The sequence below is a fragment of the Clostridium sp. DSM 17811 genome, assembly GCF_018861905.1.
In the GTDB taxonomy this organism is placed as follows: Bacteria; Bacillota; Clostridia; order Clostridiales; family Clostridiaceae; genus Clostridium_AD; species Clostridium_AD frigoriphilum.
Window position 1 is genome coordinate 29,634 of sequence record NZ_JAHLDU010000013.1, and the last position, 16,282, is coordinate 45,915.

Here is a 16,282-nt window from a genome sequence, read left to right on the forward strand (position 1 = left end):
AATATAGGATGAATTTTTCTTTAAAATAAAAGAAAAGAAGAAAATTGTCTTTTACAATTTTCTCCCCATAAATTAATTATGTCACTTTTTGATTTTGTAACATACAGCTTTGTTTTTCAACTTCCATATAAATTTTCTCAACATTTTCACCAAAACACTTAGAAGATAATGGTTCTATTCCATCATAAGCATTTTTCACCATTGAATCATGTTCCTCTTTATTAATTAAAACTTCAGACAATATTTTGGCTAAGTCTTCATCTTTATAAAAAACTCTTCCATTAATTCTATCTTTGATTATACCATCCAAGTTCTTATCGTACTTAGCTACAACAGGAATTTGTGCCGCCATAGCTTCTGCAAAAGTTAATCCTTGTGTCTCTGTAAGAGATGCACCTACAAACACATCGCCCATCTGATAATACTTTCCAATTTCTGACCAAGGTTTTTCACCAGCAAATACTACAGATTTCTCAATGCCTAAATGTTTAGCTAACGTTTCTAAATTTTCACGCTCTGGTCCATCACCAACAAGAAGCAATTTACAATTTGGTATTTTTCGAATTAGTTCATTCATACTATTTATAATTACATCTATACTTTTTTCCTTGGCTATACGCCCAATATATAATACAACTGGTTGGGTTTCATTTATTCCAAAAGATTTTTTTTCATCGTTAATAAGTTCTTCATCAAAATTACTTTTTCTGAAGGGTTCTATATTAACTCCTGTAGGTATTACATCTATATGTCTTCTTAACCCATACTGCTGCAATGCATCTTTCACCTTTTGGGTAGGTACTATTATAGCACTGCAATCTCTACAATATAACTTACTTACCTTTTTCGCGAATTGTGATGCAGGCTTAAGCATTATACCACTAGATACATAATGGATATAATCTTCATACATTGTATGATAGGTGTGAACTACAGGAATACCTAATCTTCTAGCAACTATTCTCCCAAAGATACCTATACTAAATTCTGTTTGTGTATGTATTATATCTAAGTCTAGTTTTTTTATCTTGTTCATAATTTTATGTGAATATATTATCCCCACCCTTTGAGAAGGTAAAAGAAAGAATGGCAAACTAGGTAATCTTATTATACCTTCTTTTTCCTCTACATCAGGGTGTGTAACTGTAACAATAGTTACGCTATGTCCAAGTCTAATTAATTCATTTCTTAGTATCATAGTAGAAGTAACCACTCCACTTACTTGCGGATAATAAGCATCAGTAAAAATTCCAATATTCATAATCAGTCCCCTTTAATTACTATAATTCCCTTATGAAAATTCTTCATTTAATAAGCATTAATACTCTTGCTTATGCATTCATAAACGCAGAAAAATCAAAGATTAACAGGAGTAAAAGGTAGTTAATTTCCATAATAGTATAGTAATAATTATATTAATACATGCGAAAAATAAAGCAAAAAACATTTTATTAATTTACCTATCCTTTTTTAGCAATACTTTTTTATAAAAACTTTTCCACATACCAAGTACACTTTCTCTAGAATAAAAATTGTGACCACGAATAGCCTTTTTTTTAGCTTGTTCATAATAATTCGAATCATTTTTTAATTTTTGTATAGCCTTCATGAAACCTTCATTATCGTGCTCTTTTAAGTAATAGTCAAATAATATATCTTCATAAAGTTCTAGATCTCTTAAAAGCACCGGAGTAGATGTATTCATTGCTTCAAGTATTGACATAGGAAAAAGCTCATTATATGATGGCATAAAAAGAAGATCCGATACATTATATATATCATTCATCAAATCTCTATCAACTATTCCTGTGAATAAAATATTTTTAGGTGCAGTCTCCATTTTACTTTTTAATTCCTTATATCCATCGGTAATACCTCCAAAAGAAAATCCACCTGCCCAGATAAATTGTACATCCGGCATTTTTTTTGCGATGTCAATAAAATCAATGACACCTTTTCTGGTTTGTATTTGACCAACTCCAAGCACAACAAACGCATCTCTATCAATTTTCAGTTTTTCCTTCGCTATATATTTCTTTTCAGTTGAAAAATCATAAAATTTTTCAGTTGAAACGAAGTTAGGAATATACGTAATTTTTTTTCTATCGATATTGTAAGCCTCAAGCCTTGGTATAAAATTAGGATTTACTGTAACTAAATAATCCATTTTTTTATAAAAACTTATAATATATTTATAAAAAATCTTTTTTATTATATTAGGTAATTTAATACTTCCTTCAATAGTTTCTGGCAAAAAATGCACATAACCCACTGTTACACCTTTTCTTTTAGCAAAATATATACTTAAATAATGCTTAAGGTCGATAGTATGATAATGCATTATATCGGTTCTTTCTTTTTTATTTACCACAACTTTATATTCTTTATCTAATCCATTTCTGACTAAATCTACTTGTTCTAAGTAAGCTGATCCTACTCCTTGACCTTTTACTTTGTCTGCTGATGACAGCATATTTATAGTAGGCATAATAGTCACTCCAATCTAATTAACCTTGTTATTATATTATTGTACTCTATTTTTATTAAATATTGATTAATATTACCTTAAAAATTTCTTAAATTTTTTAAAAATGCTATAAATGCCCGTTAAAATAAGCATTTTCATTAATTTACCACTTATATTTAAATATAAAATACAGATACTACTTTAGTAGCAATTTTAATAAAAAAGTGGAGGTAATAAATATTATGAATACTGAAAATAAACAACTTGAAAGTAACAACTTAAAAGTAATTAAAGATCAGTTAGGATATGAATCATTGCTTAATAAAAAATTTAATGAATATGGTACACAATGCACTGATCAGAATTTGAAAAATCTTTGTACTGAAGCTAGTAATACACATAAACAAAATTTTAATACATTAAAGACATACCTTGATTCTCATCAATAATATATAAATGGAGGGATATTAAATGACTGAAAAAGAATTAATGCAAGACTTACTTGCTTCTGAAAAACAAACTATTACAGCTTATAGTACAGGAATAACTGAATCTTCTTGTGCAAATTTAAGGAATACACTAATTGGTAATTTTAAAAATGATCAAAACATTCAATATATGATATTTGATGCTATGAAACAAAAGGGATGGTATCCTACAAAGGATGCTCCCGATAATGAAGTTCAACAATTAAAAGATGAAGCCAACCAAATGTTAAGTGAATTAAAATAATTATCTATAATATAATAATTTTTTATTAGATTGAAAAAACCTCTAACTATAATAACATGTTAGAGGTTTTTTTACAATTTTTTCAATTGCCATATCTATACTTCTATAAATTGCTTGTATATCGAAGGTTTATTCTTTATTTTATTTTGTTTATATCCATCGCAAGCGATAATTAAAAGTATTATCCCTACAAATGAGAATATGCAATGAATCTCTATAGCATACTCTCCACCTATTGATGAAAAGAATGAAGACAATGAAAGAGCAAGAAAATTATTTATAAAATGTGCAAATATGCTTAAATAAATTGACTTCTTATTTAAATATATAAATCCAAGAACTAATCCTAATAAAAAAGCATTTATGCCTTGGGGAATGTTCATATGAACTACTGCAAATAATAATGCAGATACTACAATCGCTATAGCTGGATTTGTTTTTTTAGACATTCCTTTTAATAAAATCCCTCTAAAAATAATTTCTTCATATATAGGTGCTACAATTATAACACTAATTATTGATATAATAGGTGATATAGGTAGTTCGTCCACCACCTCATTTATAAAACTCGGCGTAGATATACCGCTTACCCAAAATATCAAACTGTTATCAAATATAAGTCGAAAGGATATAATCATAAGTGTTGCATACCCAAAACTTTTCCAATTCAGATGTGGTTTATGCTTTTCCTCATTTACTCTATTACTAAGCCATTTAAGTAAAACGATAATAACATAATATTTTACCAATACTCCAAAAATAAAAATTACATAGGGCAATGTTTTTTCAAATCTCCCAGAGAATAAATTCGTAATCTCTATAGGCACCTGTCCAAATACCTCTAGTAAAATTGATAGAAACATTACAAATAGAGCTTTAATAATTCCCATTTTTTTAATATTGATTGTTCCATTTTCTATGTTTTCTAAAAATTTCATTTAATCACACTCTCTAATTTTTTAAAATTTTCAACCGCTTTAATAGATTTTTTCTATATCACTTCCATTAATATTATTACATATACACCAATATTCTTTATACTCTATGCTTTATGATAATACTATATATCTTTATTTTAATTAATATTTTTTTCATTTTATCTATATATAATTTACCTTTTCCTATAAATTCTAGACTATATTTTCTTATATACCTCATTATAACTTGAAATTATCCCAACTAATGTAAACCTCACCATCCTTTCTCCTATTGCAACCTAAAGTGTACCATATATTTTATAAAATGATGTTAACTCAATAAAAATTTTGCTATAAATACTACTATTATCTATTTATTTTTTTCTACAAAACAAAAAAATCTATGTTTCTATATATTGTGATTTACAATATATAAAAACACAGATTGATATTAAATTATTTATTTACCTATAAATTCTTGAGTCCAATAAATAGCTCCACTTTTATCTTTTGCTACTCCAACTCCAATATCAGTAAAATTCTTACTTAAAATGTTAGCTTTGTGTCCTGGCGAATTCATCCAAGAAGTCATTACTGAAGCTGCTGTTTGCTGACCCATTGCAATATTTTCACCAGCTGCTTTATATGTAATACCGAATTGTTTCATCATGTCAAAAGGTGAACCATATGTTGGTGATGTATGATCGAAATAGTTTTTAGCTACCATATCCTCCGACTTAGTTCTAGCTACATTTGAAAGCTTAACATTATCAGTTAAAGGAGCTAGGCCTTGTTTTGCTCTTTCCTGATTAACTAATGTTACTACTTCTTTCTCTAATTTGTTATTTGCTGTTGAAGTTGATGCTACTGGGGTTGTTGTTGCCTTTGTAGCAGTCGTCTTTGCAGGTGTCGCCTTCGTAGGAACTGCCTTTGCAGGAGTTACCTTTGTAGTCGCTGCTTTGGCAGGAGCAGTTTTTGTAGGTGCTGCCTTGCAAGGCGCCGCTACCTGAGCCTTAACTGCCACACCCTTTGGAACTGCAATCCCGTACTTAGCACATAATGCTTGTATACTCTCTACTGAGTTAACTTGTTTTACTGTACTACAATCTTGTGCGTACACTGTTGAACCTATTCCTGTTGTTGCTAAAATACCTAAAGTTAATATTAATGCTCTTAAAGATTTCTTCATCTTTTGTACCTCACCCTCTAATTTTATTATACAAAGTATGCTTTTTTTCTTTGTATACCTATACTAACATCTAAATTAGCTTTGCGGTTTATTTATTGGTGGAAATTATGTAATATTATGTCGTAATTTCATATAATTACAGTTAAAAATGAATAACAAAGATAACACAACATATAAAAGCTCTTATATACTGTATTACCCTTTTATAATTGTTAGTTTAAGATCCAGCTAAATGAACCTTTAAGATTACCAGTTGCTATATTGCCAGATTGTTTTGGAGTTACTTTGTTATGATTTCTAAGAAATCCCCAGCCTTTATTGTTAGTAGCTGTGCATCCTGTAACTGTAATTAACCCACCACTTGAACCATTAGGTCCTAATTTAAAACCATTTCCATCTCCACTACCACCCGATCCACTATTAATTGCTTTACAGCCAATAAAAGTTATATTTGCACCGGCCGTATATGTATCATAGCCGTCATCACTATTGCTTGAAGCTGAACAATTTTTCAAAGTGATATCTTTTGCTCCATTTTTTATTCCAAAACCATCTGCACTTTCACCTGAGTTTACAGGATCATAATTGTTGTTTGATACGCATCCCTCTATAAGTATGTTTGAAACATTATTTTTAGCTTCAATACCAGCAAATTTGGCCTTTGTTACTGTGCAGTTTTTTAAAGTTTTACCTGAACAATCTTGTATGCTAATTCCTTGTCTTTGAGGACTATTAATAGTTATTCCTGTTATACTAGCGTTAGCTACTATAGCTATAGTATCATTGGGACAACCAGAAGCATCAATTACAACTTTATTAGCAATTATATCCTTTGTGACCTTTACACCTCTAGTAAGTTTGTAATTACCAGCTGGTATTGTTCCACCTTTTTCTAATAGTGTTGCAATATCAGTAGCCGCATTTGCTTTTAATGGTACACCTCCTATAGATATCGATGCAGTTAATGCCAAAACAGAGAGAATTGCAATTACTCGGTTCTTCATTTAATACACACTCCTTAAATTTAATTATTTCAAGACCAAGTGTGGCTTTATAAAAAATTTCATTAAAAAAACCATACTTAAATCATTGACTCATATGAACTCGTTTACAATTTGATTATACCTCCTTAAATGTTATAAATTCCATTGTAATAATAAAATAACAGATTTCGATAACATACGACATATATAAGCCATTCTCAATATATTTTACAAATAATTAAAACTTAATAAGTTTACATTAATTACTTAATACCTAATATTTTTTATATAAAAGTTTAAATAAAATACGTTAATTACATTTATGGTGTTATTTATTACAATATTAAAAATACAAACATTTTTTTGATATAATGTAAGCAGGTGATCAGATGGAAAATTTATCAATAAAATATGCCAACAAAATAAATAAATATACAAAAAAAAATGGTTTAGAATTTGAAAAAATGAGATTAGGTATTGAGATCTTTCTAATAAATGTCTCCAAGTTATTAATAGTAATTTCTATATCTTATATTCTTAATTTATTTTTTTTTACATTGATAATAATTTCTAGTTTTTGTTTCATAAGAAGAACTGCGTTTGGATTACATGCTATGAACAGTATTGTTTGTACAGTAGTTACTATTGCCGCTTTCGTAATCACCCCTTACATAAGTAAATATATTATGTTAAACAATTATATGGTATTACTATTATTTACTATATCTATACTTATTTTATATAAATATGCACCCTCGGATACAGAAGCAAGACCTATTTTAGGTGAAAAACTTAGAAGAAACCTTAGGAGAGATTCTCTCTTATCAGGCTGTACGTTATCGTTATTAGCTTTGGTTATAGATAATGGAAATATTAAAACGTTAATTACTTTAGGAACGTTAATGGAATGTATAAGTATACATCCTTTAATTTATAAAATTTGTGGTAGGAGGTATAAAAATTATGAAAAATATGAAAACTAGTTTTTTTAGTAATTTTGAAGAGAAAATTTCCAAATCAATAGGGTCTCTTGCAATAAAAATTACAGATCATTCAATGGGTAAATGTTCTGTAGTAGGATTTTGCGAACCAAAATTCCCAATAGAGTTATTAAAAGAAGAAGCTAACAAAAATAAATAATATTTTTAAAAAAACACTGTAGCAATATGTAAAATGCAGTGTTTTTTTCTATGTTTATGATAATAAGTATGATATGCTAAATATTATAATATATTATTATTTGAGTTGTTGGAGGATTTTTAATGGTTGCTCTATATTTATTTACAATTATTTGTATTATTATATGTTCAGTATATAATCTAAATTTAATAAAATTAACTCTATATGATTTAATAAAATTCATATTAATAATATTTTTAATGACTATACCATTAATACACTTTACTTCTCTGATAATACCATCTATACTTATATATTTAATAATTTTAATTTATATAAAAACTAAAAATTTATATTTAAGTTTAACATTATCTATTGTATCTATATTAATATATTGGGCAAGTGATGGTATAAGTTTAAACATTTGTATATTGATACTAAATTTAAATTTAGAAGGTATTGTCCACACTCGCCTACCCTATTTTTTATATCATATTTTAATATTTATTGTATCCTATTTCATAACTAACATATCCAAGTATTTATTAAAAAGCAAACCCAACATAAAAAATTATAATCTCAATAGTATATTTTCAATATCTTGTATGTTGGGTTTGCTTTTGATTTTCCTTATATATTATTTAACGATATTATTAACCAAAATAAATACTTTGTCTAATTATACATTAATGATAATTGGTTTTCTGTTTTTTTCATATTTTATTATTTTTGGTTTAATAGGTTATTCATTTATAACTAACGCAAAAAAAGAACTGCAAATTGCTAACAAAAAAAGACAACTAGCTGATTTAAAAGAATATACCGAAACACTAGAAATTTTATATAATGAAACCAGAAAATTTAGACATGATCACATAAATGTACTAACCTCCATGGTAGGATATATGGACAAAAACGATATGCAGGGCCTTCGACGTTATTTTGATAATAAAATAATTCCTATTGGTACAAGCTTTGAAAAAAAGAATTTTAAACTAGGATTACTTCAAAATATAAAAATACCAGAAATAAAAGGGGTTGTTTCCTCAAAATTAATAACTGCTCAGCACAAAGAGATAAATGTTTTTATCGATATAATGGATCCCATAGAAGATATAAATATAGATATAATAGATATTTGCAAAATAATTGGAATAATTCTAGATAATGCAATAGAAGCTTCTGGAGATTGTGAAAATCCTATTATAAAATTCGCCATTATAAATAAAAAAAGATCCGTAATCATAATCGTAATTAATCAATGCCTTGAAAATACTCCACCAATATATAAGCTTTTTGAAAAGGAATTTTCAACTAAAGGTAAAAATAGAGGTTTAGGCCTTAACAATTTAAAAGAAATTATTAATTCCTACAGTAATGTTTCTTTAGATACTTCAATTAAAGATAACGAATTCATTCAAAATATAGAAGTCTTAAAATAAAGGATAGTGTTATAAATATGATAAAGGTATTTATTTGTGAAGATATTAAAAATCATAGAGATAAAATATCTAATATTATTGATGATATAATTATGATTGAAAATTTAGATATGGAAACTGCTGTAGTTACAGGAAATCCAGATGATATATTAGAATATGTTAAATCTAATAAATACACTGGTCTATATTTCTTAGATGTAGATTTAAACACTCGCATTAATGGCATACAATTAGCAGAAGAGATTAGGGAATATGACCCTGAGGGATTTATAATCTTTATAACTACCCATTCAGAAATGAGTTATCTAACTTTTATCTATAAAGTTGAAGCAATGGATTATATAATAAAGGATAATTTCAACGATATTAAAAATAGAGTGCAGCAGTGTATATTAAACGCTAATAAAAAATATACCTTAAATTCTAATGAAAAACAAAAGATCTTCACCATTAAGAGTGGAGACAAAATAATTAATATTAAATTAAGTGAAATATTATTTTTTGAAACATCGAGTACAATCCATAAAATAGTAATCAATACTATAGATAGACGCATTGAATTTTATGCGCAGATGAAGGACGTCGAAAATATTGTTGATAAAAGATTTTTCAGGTGCCATAAATCTTTTATTGTAAATAAAGATAATATAAAAGAAATTGATAAAAAAAGCAGTATGCTTCGTATGATTAATAATCAAGAATGCTTAATATCTGCTCGTAAGATAAAATTATTATTAAACTAATAGCTCCATTTATATCTTTACATTTAATAAAAATAACACAACGTATAAATAGAAAACTTATACGTTGTGTTATTTTTCATTATTTTACACATGCCACTCGCCACGTGGGTGGCACCAGCTATTTTAAATTTAACTTAGCAAACGCCTCAGCCATAGCAGAATTTCCAGAATTGACAGGTTCATCTTTCTTATTCTGCTGATTTAAGAATCTACTAACATCCTTTTTGTTTAAAGCACTTTTCTCTGATTCACGACGTTTGTTGAAGGCTGAGAGTTTTTCTCTATATCCACAACCACAAACAAATATCTTATTGTCTCCATCGCCTCTAATCTCCATTTTCTTGTGACAAGTAGGACAACGTGCATTTGACATCTGTGAAACTCCCTTACGATATCCACAGTCCCTATCTGGGCAAACCAGCATTTTTCCTCTCTTACCGCTAACCTCAAGAAGATTCTTACCACAGTCTGGGCATTTCACCCTTGTTGCGTTATCATGCTTATATGCCTCTGTAGAGGCCACAACGTTACCTACAAGTTTTGATGCATATTCTCTCATTTCTTTTACAAAACTCATAGAATTAGCTTTTCCTTTACCAATAAGTTGTAATTGTTTTTCCCATTTAGCAGTAAGCTCTGGTGATTTTAAATCCTTAGGAACTAACCCTATTAACTGTATTCCTTTTGAAGTAGGATGAATATCCTTGCCTTTTCTCTCCATATAGAAGGTATTAAATAGTTTTTCAATTACATCCGCACGAGTTGCTGGAGTTCCAAGTCCTGATGTATTATCTAAAGCTTCCCTTAAACTATCATCCTCTATATTCTTTCCTGGATGCTCCATAGCAGTAAGTAGCGTTGCCTCATTATATCTAGCAGGTGGCTTAGTCTTCTCATTAACAGACCTAACTGAAGTAAGTTTAACATCTTCCCCCTTATTAATTGGTGGAAGTGATTGATCCTTATCTTCGTTAGCGCCTGAACTACTTATTTCTTTCCATCCCTTTGATTTAACTATTTTACCTTTTGCAGAAAATCTTTCACCCTTAACATTTATAACTAAAGTGGTTTGCTCATACTCAAAAGGTTGACTAAGAACTTCTAAGAACCTTTTTACAACTAAATCATAAATATTTTTCTCTTCTCTATTTAAGCTTGATAAATCTACATGTTGCTCAGTTGGAATTATTGCATGATGATCTGATACCTTGCTATTATCCACAAGTCTACTAGTAGTATGTATTCTACCTTTTATTATGCTTCTTGCAGCTTTCTCATATGGTCCTATAGCTATGCTCTTTAACCTATCAAGTAATGTAGGTACTATATCAGTTGTAATATGCCTTGAATCTGTTCTTGGATAAGATAATATCTTATGATTTTCATATAACCTCTGCATTTGGTTAAGAGTTTGTTTTGCAGAATATCCAAATTTCCTATTTGCATCTCTTTGAAGCTCTGTTAAATCATATGCAAGTGGAGGAAGCTCTTTTTTAGAAGCTTTGTTTAGCTCAACTACTTTTCCCATTTGATTGTTTACCTTAGCTGCGACATCTTCTGCCTTTTGCTTATCAAATGTACGTGAGTCTCCATTTTTACTTGACCAATGAACTGTAAAATCATTTACCTTTCCATTTACTGTCCAGTAATCCTTTGGAATGAATTTCTTTATTTCATTTTCTCTCTCAACAATAAGAGCTAATGTAGGTGTTTGAACCCTTCCTGCTGATAATTGAGCATTATATTTACAAGTTAATGCCCTTGTAACATTGAGGCCGATAAGCCAATCTGCTTGAGCTCTTGATTGCGCTGCCCAAAATAAGTTCTCATACTCTTTTCCTGGTTTAAGATTGTTAAATCCATCTCTTATTGCTTTTTCTGTTTGAGATGATATCCAAAGCCTCTTTATAGGTTTTCTAAATCCTGCTTTCTGAATGATCCAACGTGCTACAAGTTCTCCTTCACGCCCAGAATCTGTAGCAATAACAAGTTCATCTACATCTGCTCTTTTAAGGAGTTCGTGTACAACCTTATACTGCTTCGATGTTTCCTTAATAACCACCAGTTTTAGATCCTTTGGTAGCATTGGAAGGTCTTCTATTCTCCAACTTTTATATTTTTCATCATATGCCTCTGGATCTGCTAAAGTAACGAGATGTCCTAGTGCCCATGTTACAATATATTTTGATCCCATTAAATATCCATTTCCACCTTGAGTACAATTTAAAAACTTAGCAAGTTCTTTACCAACTGATGGTTTTTCTGCTAAGACCAATGTCTTTCCCATATATAAAACTTCCTCTCGTATTTCAAATAATTTAGTTATTTTTCCTAATATCAAATGTAGCCACTCTATTTATTATAAACTACTTTATACCCATTGTTCAATTTTTTATTACCAAAGGCCAAACTACCAAGGTGTTTTTCATTGCCATAAATGATATAATATTTAATATCATAACATCCACTATTAAAGACTATACTATATACTATTAAATAAGTTTAGAGGTAATTGAATGAATTATATTGTATTTGATTTAGAATTTAACCAAGGCTACAACTTTGCAAAAGGAACTAAAAGTTTAAATAATCCTAAATGCCCCTTTGAAATAATTCAAATAGGCGCCATAAAACTAAATGACCATTTTGAGACTATTGGAACTTTTGATGTAATAGTAAAACCAGAAATTTATACTACGCTCAATCCATTTGTAAGGGAACTTACTGGTATAACTATGGAGGAACTTAATAAAGGCATATCTTTCGAAAAAATGTATGAAGATTTTTCGAGTTTTATTAAAAGTGATAGAAGTATATTATGTGTCTGGGGAATTGCCGATATAAAGGAATTATTTCGTAATATAGAGTTTTATGAGTTAGAGCCCTTGCCATCGCCTTCAGAATACATCGACATACAATCCTATGCATCTACTGCGCTTGATTGCAAAAAAGGAATTAACATTGGGCTAGGTAATGCAGCTAAACTACTTAGTGTACCTATAGAAAGTCAATTCCATGATGCTTTTAATGACGCTTTCTATACTACTGAAGTTTTTAAGAAAATTTATAACAAAGAAATAAAACCTAACATATACATACCTAAAGTTAAAGGATTAAATAGATTAAGTGTCCAAAATTACAAAATCGACCTTCCTAGTTTAACGGATCAATTTGAGAAAATGTTCAAGAGAGAAATGAGCATTGATGAAAAGTCTATTATTAAACTAGCTTATATTATGGGTAAAACAAATCAATTTCAGATTAAAATCGATCCAGAAATAAAACAAAAAAAATAAAATCAGTATAGAATTATCTTCTATACTGATTTTTTATAATTATTAGTTTTCTGTTTCTTCACTTACTGCATTTTCAACATTTTCTATATTTGGATTTTTATTTTCTAAATTAGCTTTTCTATTATCCAATGTATTAAGGTTTATAGGATGAGTAATCATATCTTCTGTTGTACTCATTATAAATCTATTCAAATATATTTTTCCTTCTGGAGTATTTGCTACAGCATAAGGCTCTGTGTCTTTTTTAAATAGAACCCATGTATAACCATTGTTAATTACTCTATTTAAATCTTCTTTATCGATTATTGTTCTTGCTTTCTCTTTACCATATCTGTCTCTTAATATTACAGCAACAGACTCTTCATCTATTCCTTCATAACTATTCATTGTGTTTTGATCATATACTTCTAAGTTGGATTTTCTATTATCTAGAGTATCCCCATTAATATGTCTTACAGGTGCTTTTGGATGAACTTCTAATATAAATGATTGCAAACTTTGCTTTCTTCTATATTTCTTTTCTTCGATATAATAAGTACCTAGATTTTGTGCTAAGAAATTATTAAAATCTTTATTCCACTCTGCAAACCAACGACCTTTTTCTAATACCCTTTGTAAATCTTCAGTATCTATTTTACAATCAATGGTTGTGCCATCTTTTTTAAGTATTTTTAAAAATGTTATATCTTCTAGAGTTTGGTATTTGTTTAATTTAACTTCTACTTTTGGAGTTTCTTTTTTATTTTCAACTTTAATAGTTTCTTTTTTAATTTCATTTTCGTTTTTTATGATAAGACACCTCTTTCTTCATTTTAGGCATCATCAAAAAATAACCAGTCAGCATGCTAGCCTATTTTTTTAATATGCCTTGTACGGGATTTAAAATCATATATAATTTTAATATTTCCCTAATTTTTTTAATAACAACTCATTTTTCTCGATAACACGCATGTTTATTTTACTACATTATTTTAATTATAACACACTCACTGACTAAATTACTGAATTTATAATAAAAAATTTAATATTCTTTTAAAATAAAATAATATTTTTTATTATAAATATTTTATTACCTTTTAGGTTAAACTTCTTAGGAGATATATTAAGGAGGAGATTTTATGTCAAAAATCAACTGTGGTGTTTTAAATTGCTCCCATAATAATGAAAACACATGTTACGCTAATATCATAAATGTTGGTGGGAAAAATGCTAGAAAAGACTCTGATACTTGTTGCGCCTCTTTTTTAGATAGTGTTGTCTATAGCGATCTTACAAATATAGTACATTCTAATAGTAATGGATGTGATGTAATTTCTTGTAATGTAGGTACTTGCATATATAACTCTAATGAACTATGTAGTGCTAAATCTATAGAAGTTAATGGTGAAAATGTTAATCTGTACTCTGAGACTGACTGCTTAACTTTTGAAACTAAATGATTATATAACTTTCATAAAAAATAAGGATACCTTAGTATTGAAGCTAAGGTATCCTTTTAACTATTCCTTAATTCTATTATCTCTTTCTTTGTGAGGTAACGCCACTTGCCTGTCTCTATCCCATCAACTTTTATATCAACAATTCGAATACGCTCTAATCTTACAACTGTATATCCAAAAGTTTTGCTCATTCTGCGAATTTGTTTATTTAATCCTTGCGTTAGAATAATTCGAAAAGTATTCTCCGATATTCTACTAACTTTGCAGGTTTTTGTGTTAATACCGCAAATTTGAACTCCTTTTGACATGCCTTCAATGAAGTTATTGTCATACGACTTATTTACAGTTACTATATATTCTTTCTCATGTTCATTTTTAGATTCTAAAATATTATTTGCAAGTTCACCATCATTAGTCATAAGTATTAGCCCCTGAGATAACTTATCTAATCTACCAACTGGAAATATGTATTCTGGATAGTTCATAAAATCAATTATATTGCTAGATACTGTTTTTTCTGCAGTGCATGTAATTCCAACTGGTTTATTAAGTGCAATATAAATTTTATCTCTCATCAAAACATTCTTATTATCAAGAAGAATATTATCCTCTTCCGCTACCCACTGTCCAGGGGTACAAAACTTCCCATTTACGATTATTCTATTTTCCTCAATAAGTTTATTTGCTCCCGTTCTTGAGCAAATACCATAATTACTAAGAAGTTTATTTATTCTCATAATACCTCTTTATCCTTTCATTATAAAATATAGATATATGTTTACATTTATCTATATATCTATATATATCTACAAATATCCATATACATTTTAAACTTTCTTATAGTCATTATACATCATAACACCCTATAGTTTCCCCAAAAAAATAACTCATAAGCAATCTGCTCATGAGTTATTTTTATATATTAAGATTTACAACTATTAATTAGTTTGTTCTAGCATTTTATCAATTACAACTTGCGTAAACTCAATTGTTCCAGTTTTACCACCTAAATCGCAAGTTAAATGTTTTCCTTCTTTAAGAACAGCTTCTACAGCTTTTTCTATTTTATTTGCAGCCTCTGCTTCTCCTATATATCTTAGCATCATTACACTAGATAGAATACAAGCAGTTGGGTTTGCTATGTTCTGCCCTGCTATATCTGGAGCAGACCCATGAGCTGGTTCAAACACTGCACCTTCTTCGCCAATGTTTGCTCCTGGCACTAGTCCTAGACCACCAACTAAACCTGCTGCCATATCAGAGAGTATATCTCCATATAAATTAGGCATAACAAGCACATCATATTTCTCTGGATTCATAACAAGTTTCATGCTCATAGCATCAACTATAACATCTCCAAATGCAATATCTTTATGAGTAGCTGCAACATTTCTTGCGCATCTTAAAAACAATCCATCAGAAAGCTTCATAATATTTGCTTTATGAACAGCTATAACTTCTTTTCTATTTTGCTCTTTTGCTATTTTAAAAGCATATTCTACAATTCTATCACTAGCCTTTTTACTTATTATCTTTATACTCTCAGCAATGTCGTCTGTAATCATATGCTCTATACCTGCATACAAATCCTCACTATTTTCTCTTACTATTATTAGGTCTACATTCTCAAATCTTGAAGGAACCCCTTCAAATGTCCTTATCGGCCTAATATTTGCATAAAGATTCAATTCCTGTCTTAATGTGACATTAACACTTTTAAATCCCTTACCTACAGGTGTAGTTACGGGTCCTTTAAGTGCAACCTTATTCTTTTTAATGCTCTCTAAAACGTAAGGTGGCATAGGAGTATCAAACTCTTCTATAACTTCTGCGCCCATACGTACTATTTCCCAATTGATTTCAACTCCGCTTTTTTCTAGTATTTTAACGGTAGCTGTGGTTACTTCTGGTCCAATTCCGTCTCCTGGTATAAGTGTAATGTTATGCTTCATTCT

Annotated in this window: 17 protein-coding genes; 8 read left to right on the forward strand and 9 right to left on the reverse strand. The window is 29.0% G+C overall.

The annotated features are described in order from the left end of the window. Positions 1-76 precede the first annotated feature (76 nt). Positions 77-1,261 carry a glycosyltransferase family 4 protein gene (locus KPL44_RS15750; RefSeq protein WP_216171556.1) on the reverse strand — a complete coding sequence of 395 codons (1,185 nt, stop codon included), beginning with the start codon at positions 1,259-1,261 and terminating at the stop codon, positions 77-79. A gap of 195 nt (positions 1,262-1,456) precedes the next feature. Further along, entirely contained in the window at positions 1,457-2,488 is a 1,032-nt protein-coding gene (locus KPL44_RS15755) for a glycosyltransferase family 4 protein (RefSeq protein WP_216252238.1), read from the reverse strand. A gap of 221 nt (positions 2,489-2,709) precedes the next feature. On the opposite strand from KPL44_RS15755, the gene KPL44_RS15760 reads away from it, so the two are divergent. Both KPL44_RS15760 and KPL44_RS15765 read left to right on the forward strand, forming a co-directional pair. Beyond that, on the forward strand, positions 2,710-2,916 hold the full coding sequence (locus KPL44_RS15760; RefSeq protein ID WP_216146854.1) for a hypothetical protein: 207 nt from the start codon (positions 2,710-2,712) through the stop codon (positions 2,914-2,916). A gap of 22 nt (positions 2,917-2,938) precedes the next feature. Then, on the forward strand, positions 2,939-3,199 hold the full coding sequence (locus KPL44_RS15765) for a spore coat protein (protein ID WP_216146819.1): 261 nt from the start codon (positions 2,939-2,941) through the stop codon (positions 3,197-3,199). A 95-nt stretch (positions 3,200-3,294) separates the two neighbouring features. On the opposite strand, the gene KPL44_RS15770 is transcribed toward KPL44_RS15765, so the two are convergent. The 3 genes from KPL44_RS15770 to KPL44_RS15780 form a co-directional block, all read right to left on the reverse strand. After that, positions 3,295-4,137: a CPBP family intramembrane glutamic endopeptidase gene (locus tag KPL44_RS15770; RefSeq protein WP_216252240.1), complete on the reverse strand. Its 843-nt coding sequence runs from the start codon at positions 4,135-4,137 to the stop codon at positions 3,295-3,297. A 439-nt stretch (positions 4,138-4,576) separates the two neighbouring features. Continuing rightward, positions 4,577-5,305 carry a CAP domain-containing protein gene (locus tag KPL44_RS15775; protein WP_216252242.1) on the reverse strand — a complete coding sequence of 243 codons (729 nt, stop codon included), beginning with the start codon at positions 5,303-5,305 and terminating at the stop codon, positions 4,577-4,579. Between the two features lie 212 nt (positions 5,306-5,517). Next, on the reverse strand, positions 5,518-6,309 hold the full coding sequence (locus KPL44_RS15780) for a right-handed parallel beta-helix repeat-containing protein (protein WP_216252244.1): 792 nt from the start codon (positions 6,307-6,309) through the stop codon (positions 5,518-5,520). A 368-nt stretch (positions 6,310-6,677) separates the two neighbouring features. Here KPL44_RS15780 and KPL44_RS15785 point away from each other — a divergent pair, with 368 nt between their 5' ends. From KPL44_RS15785 to KPL44_RS15800, 4 genes are all read left to right on the forward strand, one after another. Further along, on the forward strand, positions 6,678-7,271 hold the full coding sequence (locus tag KPL44_RS15785) for an accessory gene regulator B family protein (RefSeq protein ID WP_216252246.1): 594 nt from the start codon (positions 6,678-6,680) through the stop codon (positions 7,269-7,271). Further along, positions 7,252-7,428, forward strand: a complete 177-nt coding sequence (locus KPL44_RS15790; RefSeq protein WP_216252248.1) for a cyclic lactone autoinducer peptide — start codon at positions 7,252-7,254, stop codon at positions 7,426-7,428. Before KPL44_RS15785 ends, KPL44_RS15790 begins: the two co-directional genes overlap by 20 nt. A 668-nt stretch (positions 7,429-8,096) precedes the next feature. Continuing rightward, the gene (locus KPL44_RS15795) at positions 8,097-8,849 is read left to right on the forward strand and encodes a GHKL domain-containing protein (RefSeq protein WP_216252250.1); all 753 of its coding nucleotides are present in this window, start codon (positions 8,097-8,099) and stop codon (positions 8,847-8,849) included. 17 nt (positions 8,850-8,866) lie between these two features. Further along, positions 8,867-9,592 carry a LytR/AlgR family response regulator transcription factor gene (locus KPL44_RS15800; protein WP_216252252.1) on the forward strand — a complete coding sequence of 242 codons (726 nt, stop codon included), beginning with the start codon at positions 8,867-8,869 and terminating at the stop codon, positions 9,590-9,592. A gap of 118 nt (positions 9,593-9,710) precedes the next feature. Here KPL44_RS15800 and KPL44_RS15805 read toward each other — a convergent pair whose 3' ends face one another. Beyond that, positions 9,711-11,879: a DNA topoisomerase III gene (locus tag KPL44_RS15805; protein WP_216252254.1), complete on the reverse strand. Its 2,169-nt coding sequence runs from the start codon at positions 11,877-11,879 to the stop codon at positions 9,711-9,713. 229 nt (positions 11,880-12,108) lie between these two features. Here KPL44_RS15805 and KPL44_RS15810 point away from each other — a divergent pair, with 229 nt between their 5' ends. Continuing rightward, entirely contained in the window at positions 12,109-12,888 is a 780-nt protein-coding gene (locus KPL44_RS15810) for a 3'-5' exonuclease (RefSeq protein WP_216252256.1), read from the forward strand. A gap of 42 nt (positions 12,889-12,930) precedes the next feature. Here the strand turns inward: KPL44_RS15810 and KPL44_RS15815 are convergent, their stop codons facing one another. Further along, positions 12,931-13,383 carry a hypothetical protein gene (locus KPL44_RS15815; RefSeq protein WP_224616830.1) on the reverse strand — a complete coding sequence of 151 codons (453 nt, stop codon included), beginning with the start codon at positions 13,381-13,383 and terminating at the stop codon, positions 12,931-12,933. Between the two features lie 623 nt (positions 13,384-14,006). Here KPL44_RS15815 and KPL44_RS15820 point away from each other — a divergent pair. Next, entirely contained in the window at positions 14,007-14,327 is a 321-nt protein-coding gene (locus KPL44_RS15820; RefSeq protein WP_216252258.1) for a DUF1540 domain-containing protein, read from the forward strand. A 56-nt stretch (positions 14,328-14,383) separates the two neighbouring features. Here KPL44_RS15820 and KPL44_RS15825 read toward each other — a convergent pair whose 3' ends face one another. Both KPL44_RS15825 and KPL44_RS15830 read right to left on the reverse strand, forming a co-directional pair. Next, positions 14,384-15,064 carry a pseudouridine synthase gene (locus tag KPL44_RS15825; protein WP_216252260.1) on the reverse strand — a complete coding sequence of 227 codons (681 nt, stop codon included), beginning with the start codon at positions 15,062-15,064 and terminating at the stop codon, positions 14,384-14,386. Between the two features lie 201 nt (positions 15,065-15,265). Beyond that, a complete protein-coding gene (locus KPL44_RS15830; RefSeq protein WP_216252262.1) occupies positions 15,266-16,279 on the reverse strand; it encodes an isocitrate/isopropylmalate dehydrogenase family protein in 1,014 nt (337 codons plus the stop codon). Positions 16,280-16,282: the final 3 nt, after the last annotated feature.

What these genes read in the sequence shown, in the direction of transcription:
- KPL44_RS15750 (WP_216171556.1), bottom strand. Translation starts at nt 1,261, where the DNA reads ATGAATATTGGAATTTTTACTGATGCTTATTATCCGCAAGTAAGTGGA.
- KPL44_RS15755 (WP_216252238.1), bottom strand. Translation starts at nt 2,488, where the DNA reads ATGCCTACTATAAATATGCTGTCATCAGCAGACAAAGTAAAAGGTCAA.
- KPL44_RS15760 (WP_216146854.1), top strand. Translation starts at nt 2,710, where the DNA reads ATGAATACTGAAAATAAACAACTTGAAAGTAACAACTTAAAAGTAATT.
- KPL44_RS15765 (WP_216146819.1), top strand. Translation starts at nt 2,939, where the DNA reads ATGACTGAAAAAGAATTAATGCAAGACTTACTTGCTTCTGAAAAACAA.
- KPL44_RS15770 (WP_216252240.1), bottom strand. Translation starts at nt 4,137, where the DNA reads ATGAAATTTTTAGAAAACATAGAAAATGGAACAATCAATATTAAAAAA.
- KPL44_RS15775 (WP_216252242.1), bottom strand. Translation starts at nt 5,305, where the DNA reads ATGAAGAAATCTTTAAGAGCATTAATATTAACTTTAGGTATTTTAGCA.
- KPL44_RS15780 (WP_216252244.1), bottom strand. Translation starts at nt 6,309, where the DNA reads ATGAAGAACCGAGTAATTGCAATTCTCTCTGTTTTGGCATTAACTGCA.
- KPL44_RS15785 (WP_216252246.1), top strand. Translation starts at nt 6,678, where the DNA reads ATGGAAAATTTATCAATAAAATATGCCAACAAAATAAATAAATATACA.
- KPL44_RS15790 (WP_216252248.1), top strand. Translation starts at nt 7,252, where the DNA reads ATGAAAAATATGAAAACTAGTTTTTTTAGTAATTTTGAAGAGAAAATT.
- KPL44_RS15795 (WP_216252250.1), top strand. Translation starts at nt 8,097, where the DNA reads ATGATAATTGGTTTTCTGTTTTTTTCATATTTTATTATTTTTGGTTTA.
- KPL44_RS15800 (WP_216252252.1), top strand. Translation starts at nt 8,867, where the DNA reads ATGATAAAGGTATTTATTTGTGAAGATATTAAAAATCATAGAGATAAA.
- KPL44_RS15805 (WP_216252254.1), bottom strand. Translation starts at nt 11,879, where the DNA reads ATGGGAAAGACATTGGTCTTAGCAGAAAAACCATCAGTTGGTAAAGAA.
- KPL44_RS15810 (WP_216252256.1), top strand. Translation starts at nt 12,109, where the DNA reads ATGAATTATATTGTATTTGATTTAGAATTTAACCAAGGCTACAACTTT.
- KPL44_RS15820 (WP_216252258.1), top strand. Translation starts at nt 14,007, where the DNA reads ATGTCAAAAATCAACTGTGGTGTTTTAAATTGCTCCCATAATAATGAA.
- KPL44_RS15825 (WP_216252260.1), bottom strand. Translation starts at nt 15,064, where the DNA reads ATGAGAATAAATAAACTTCTTAGTAATTATGGTATTTGCTCAAGAACG.
- KPL44_RS15830 (WP_216252262.1), bottom strand. Translation starts at nt 16,279, where the DNA reads ATGAAGCATAACATTACACTTATACCAGGAGACGGAATTGGACCAGAA.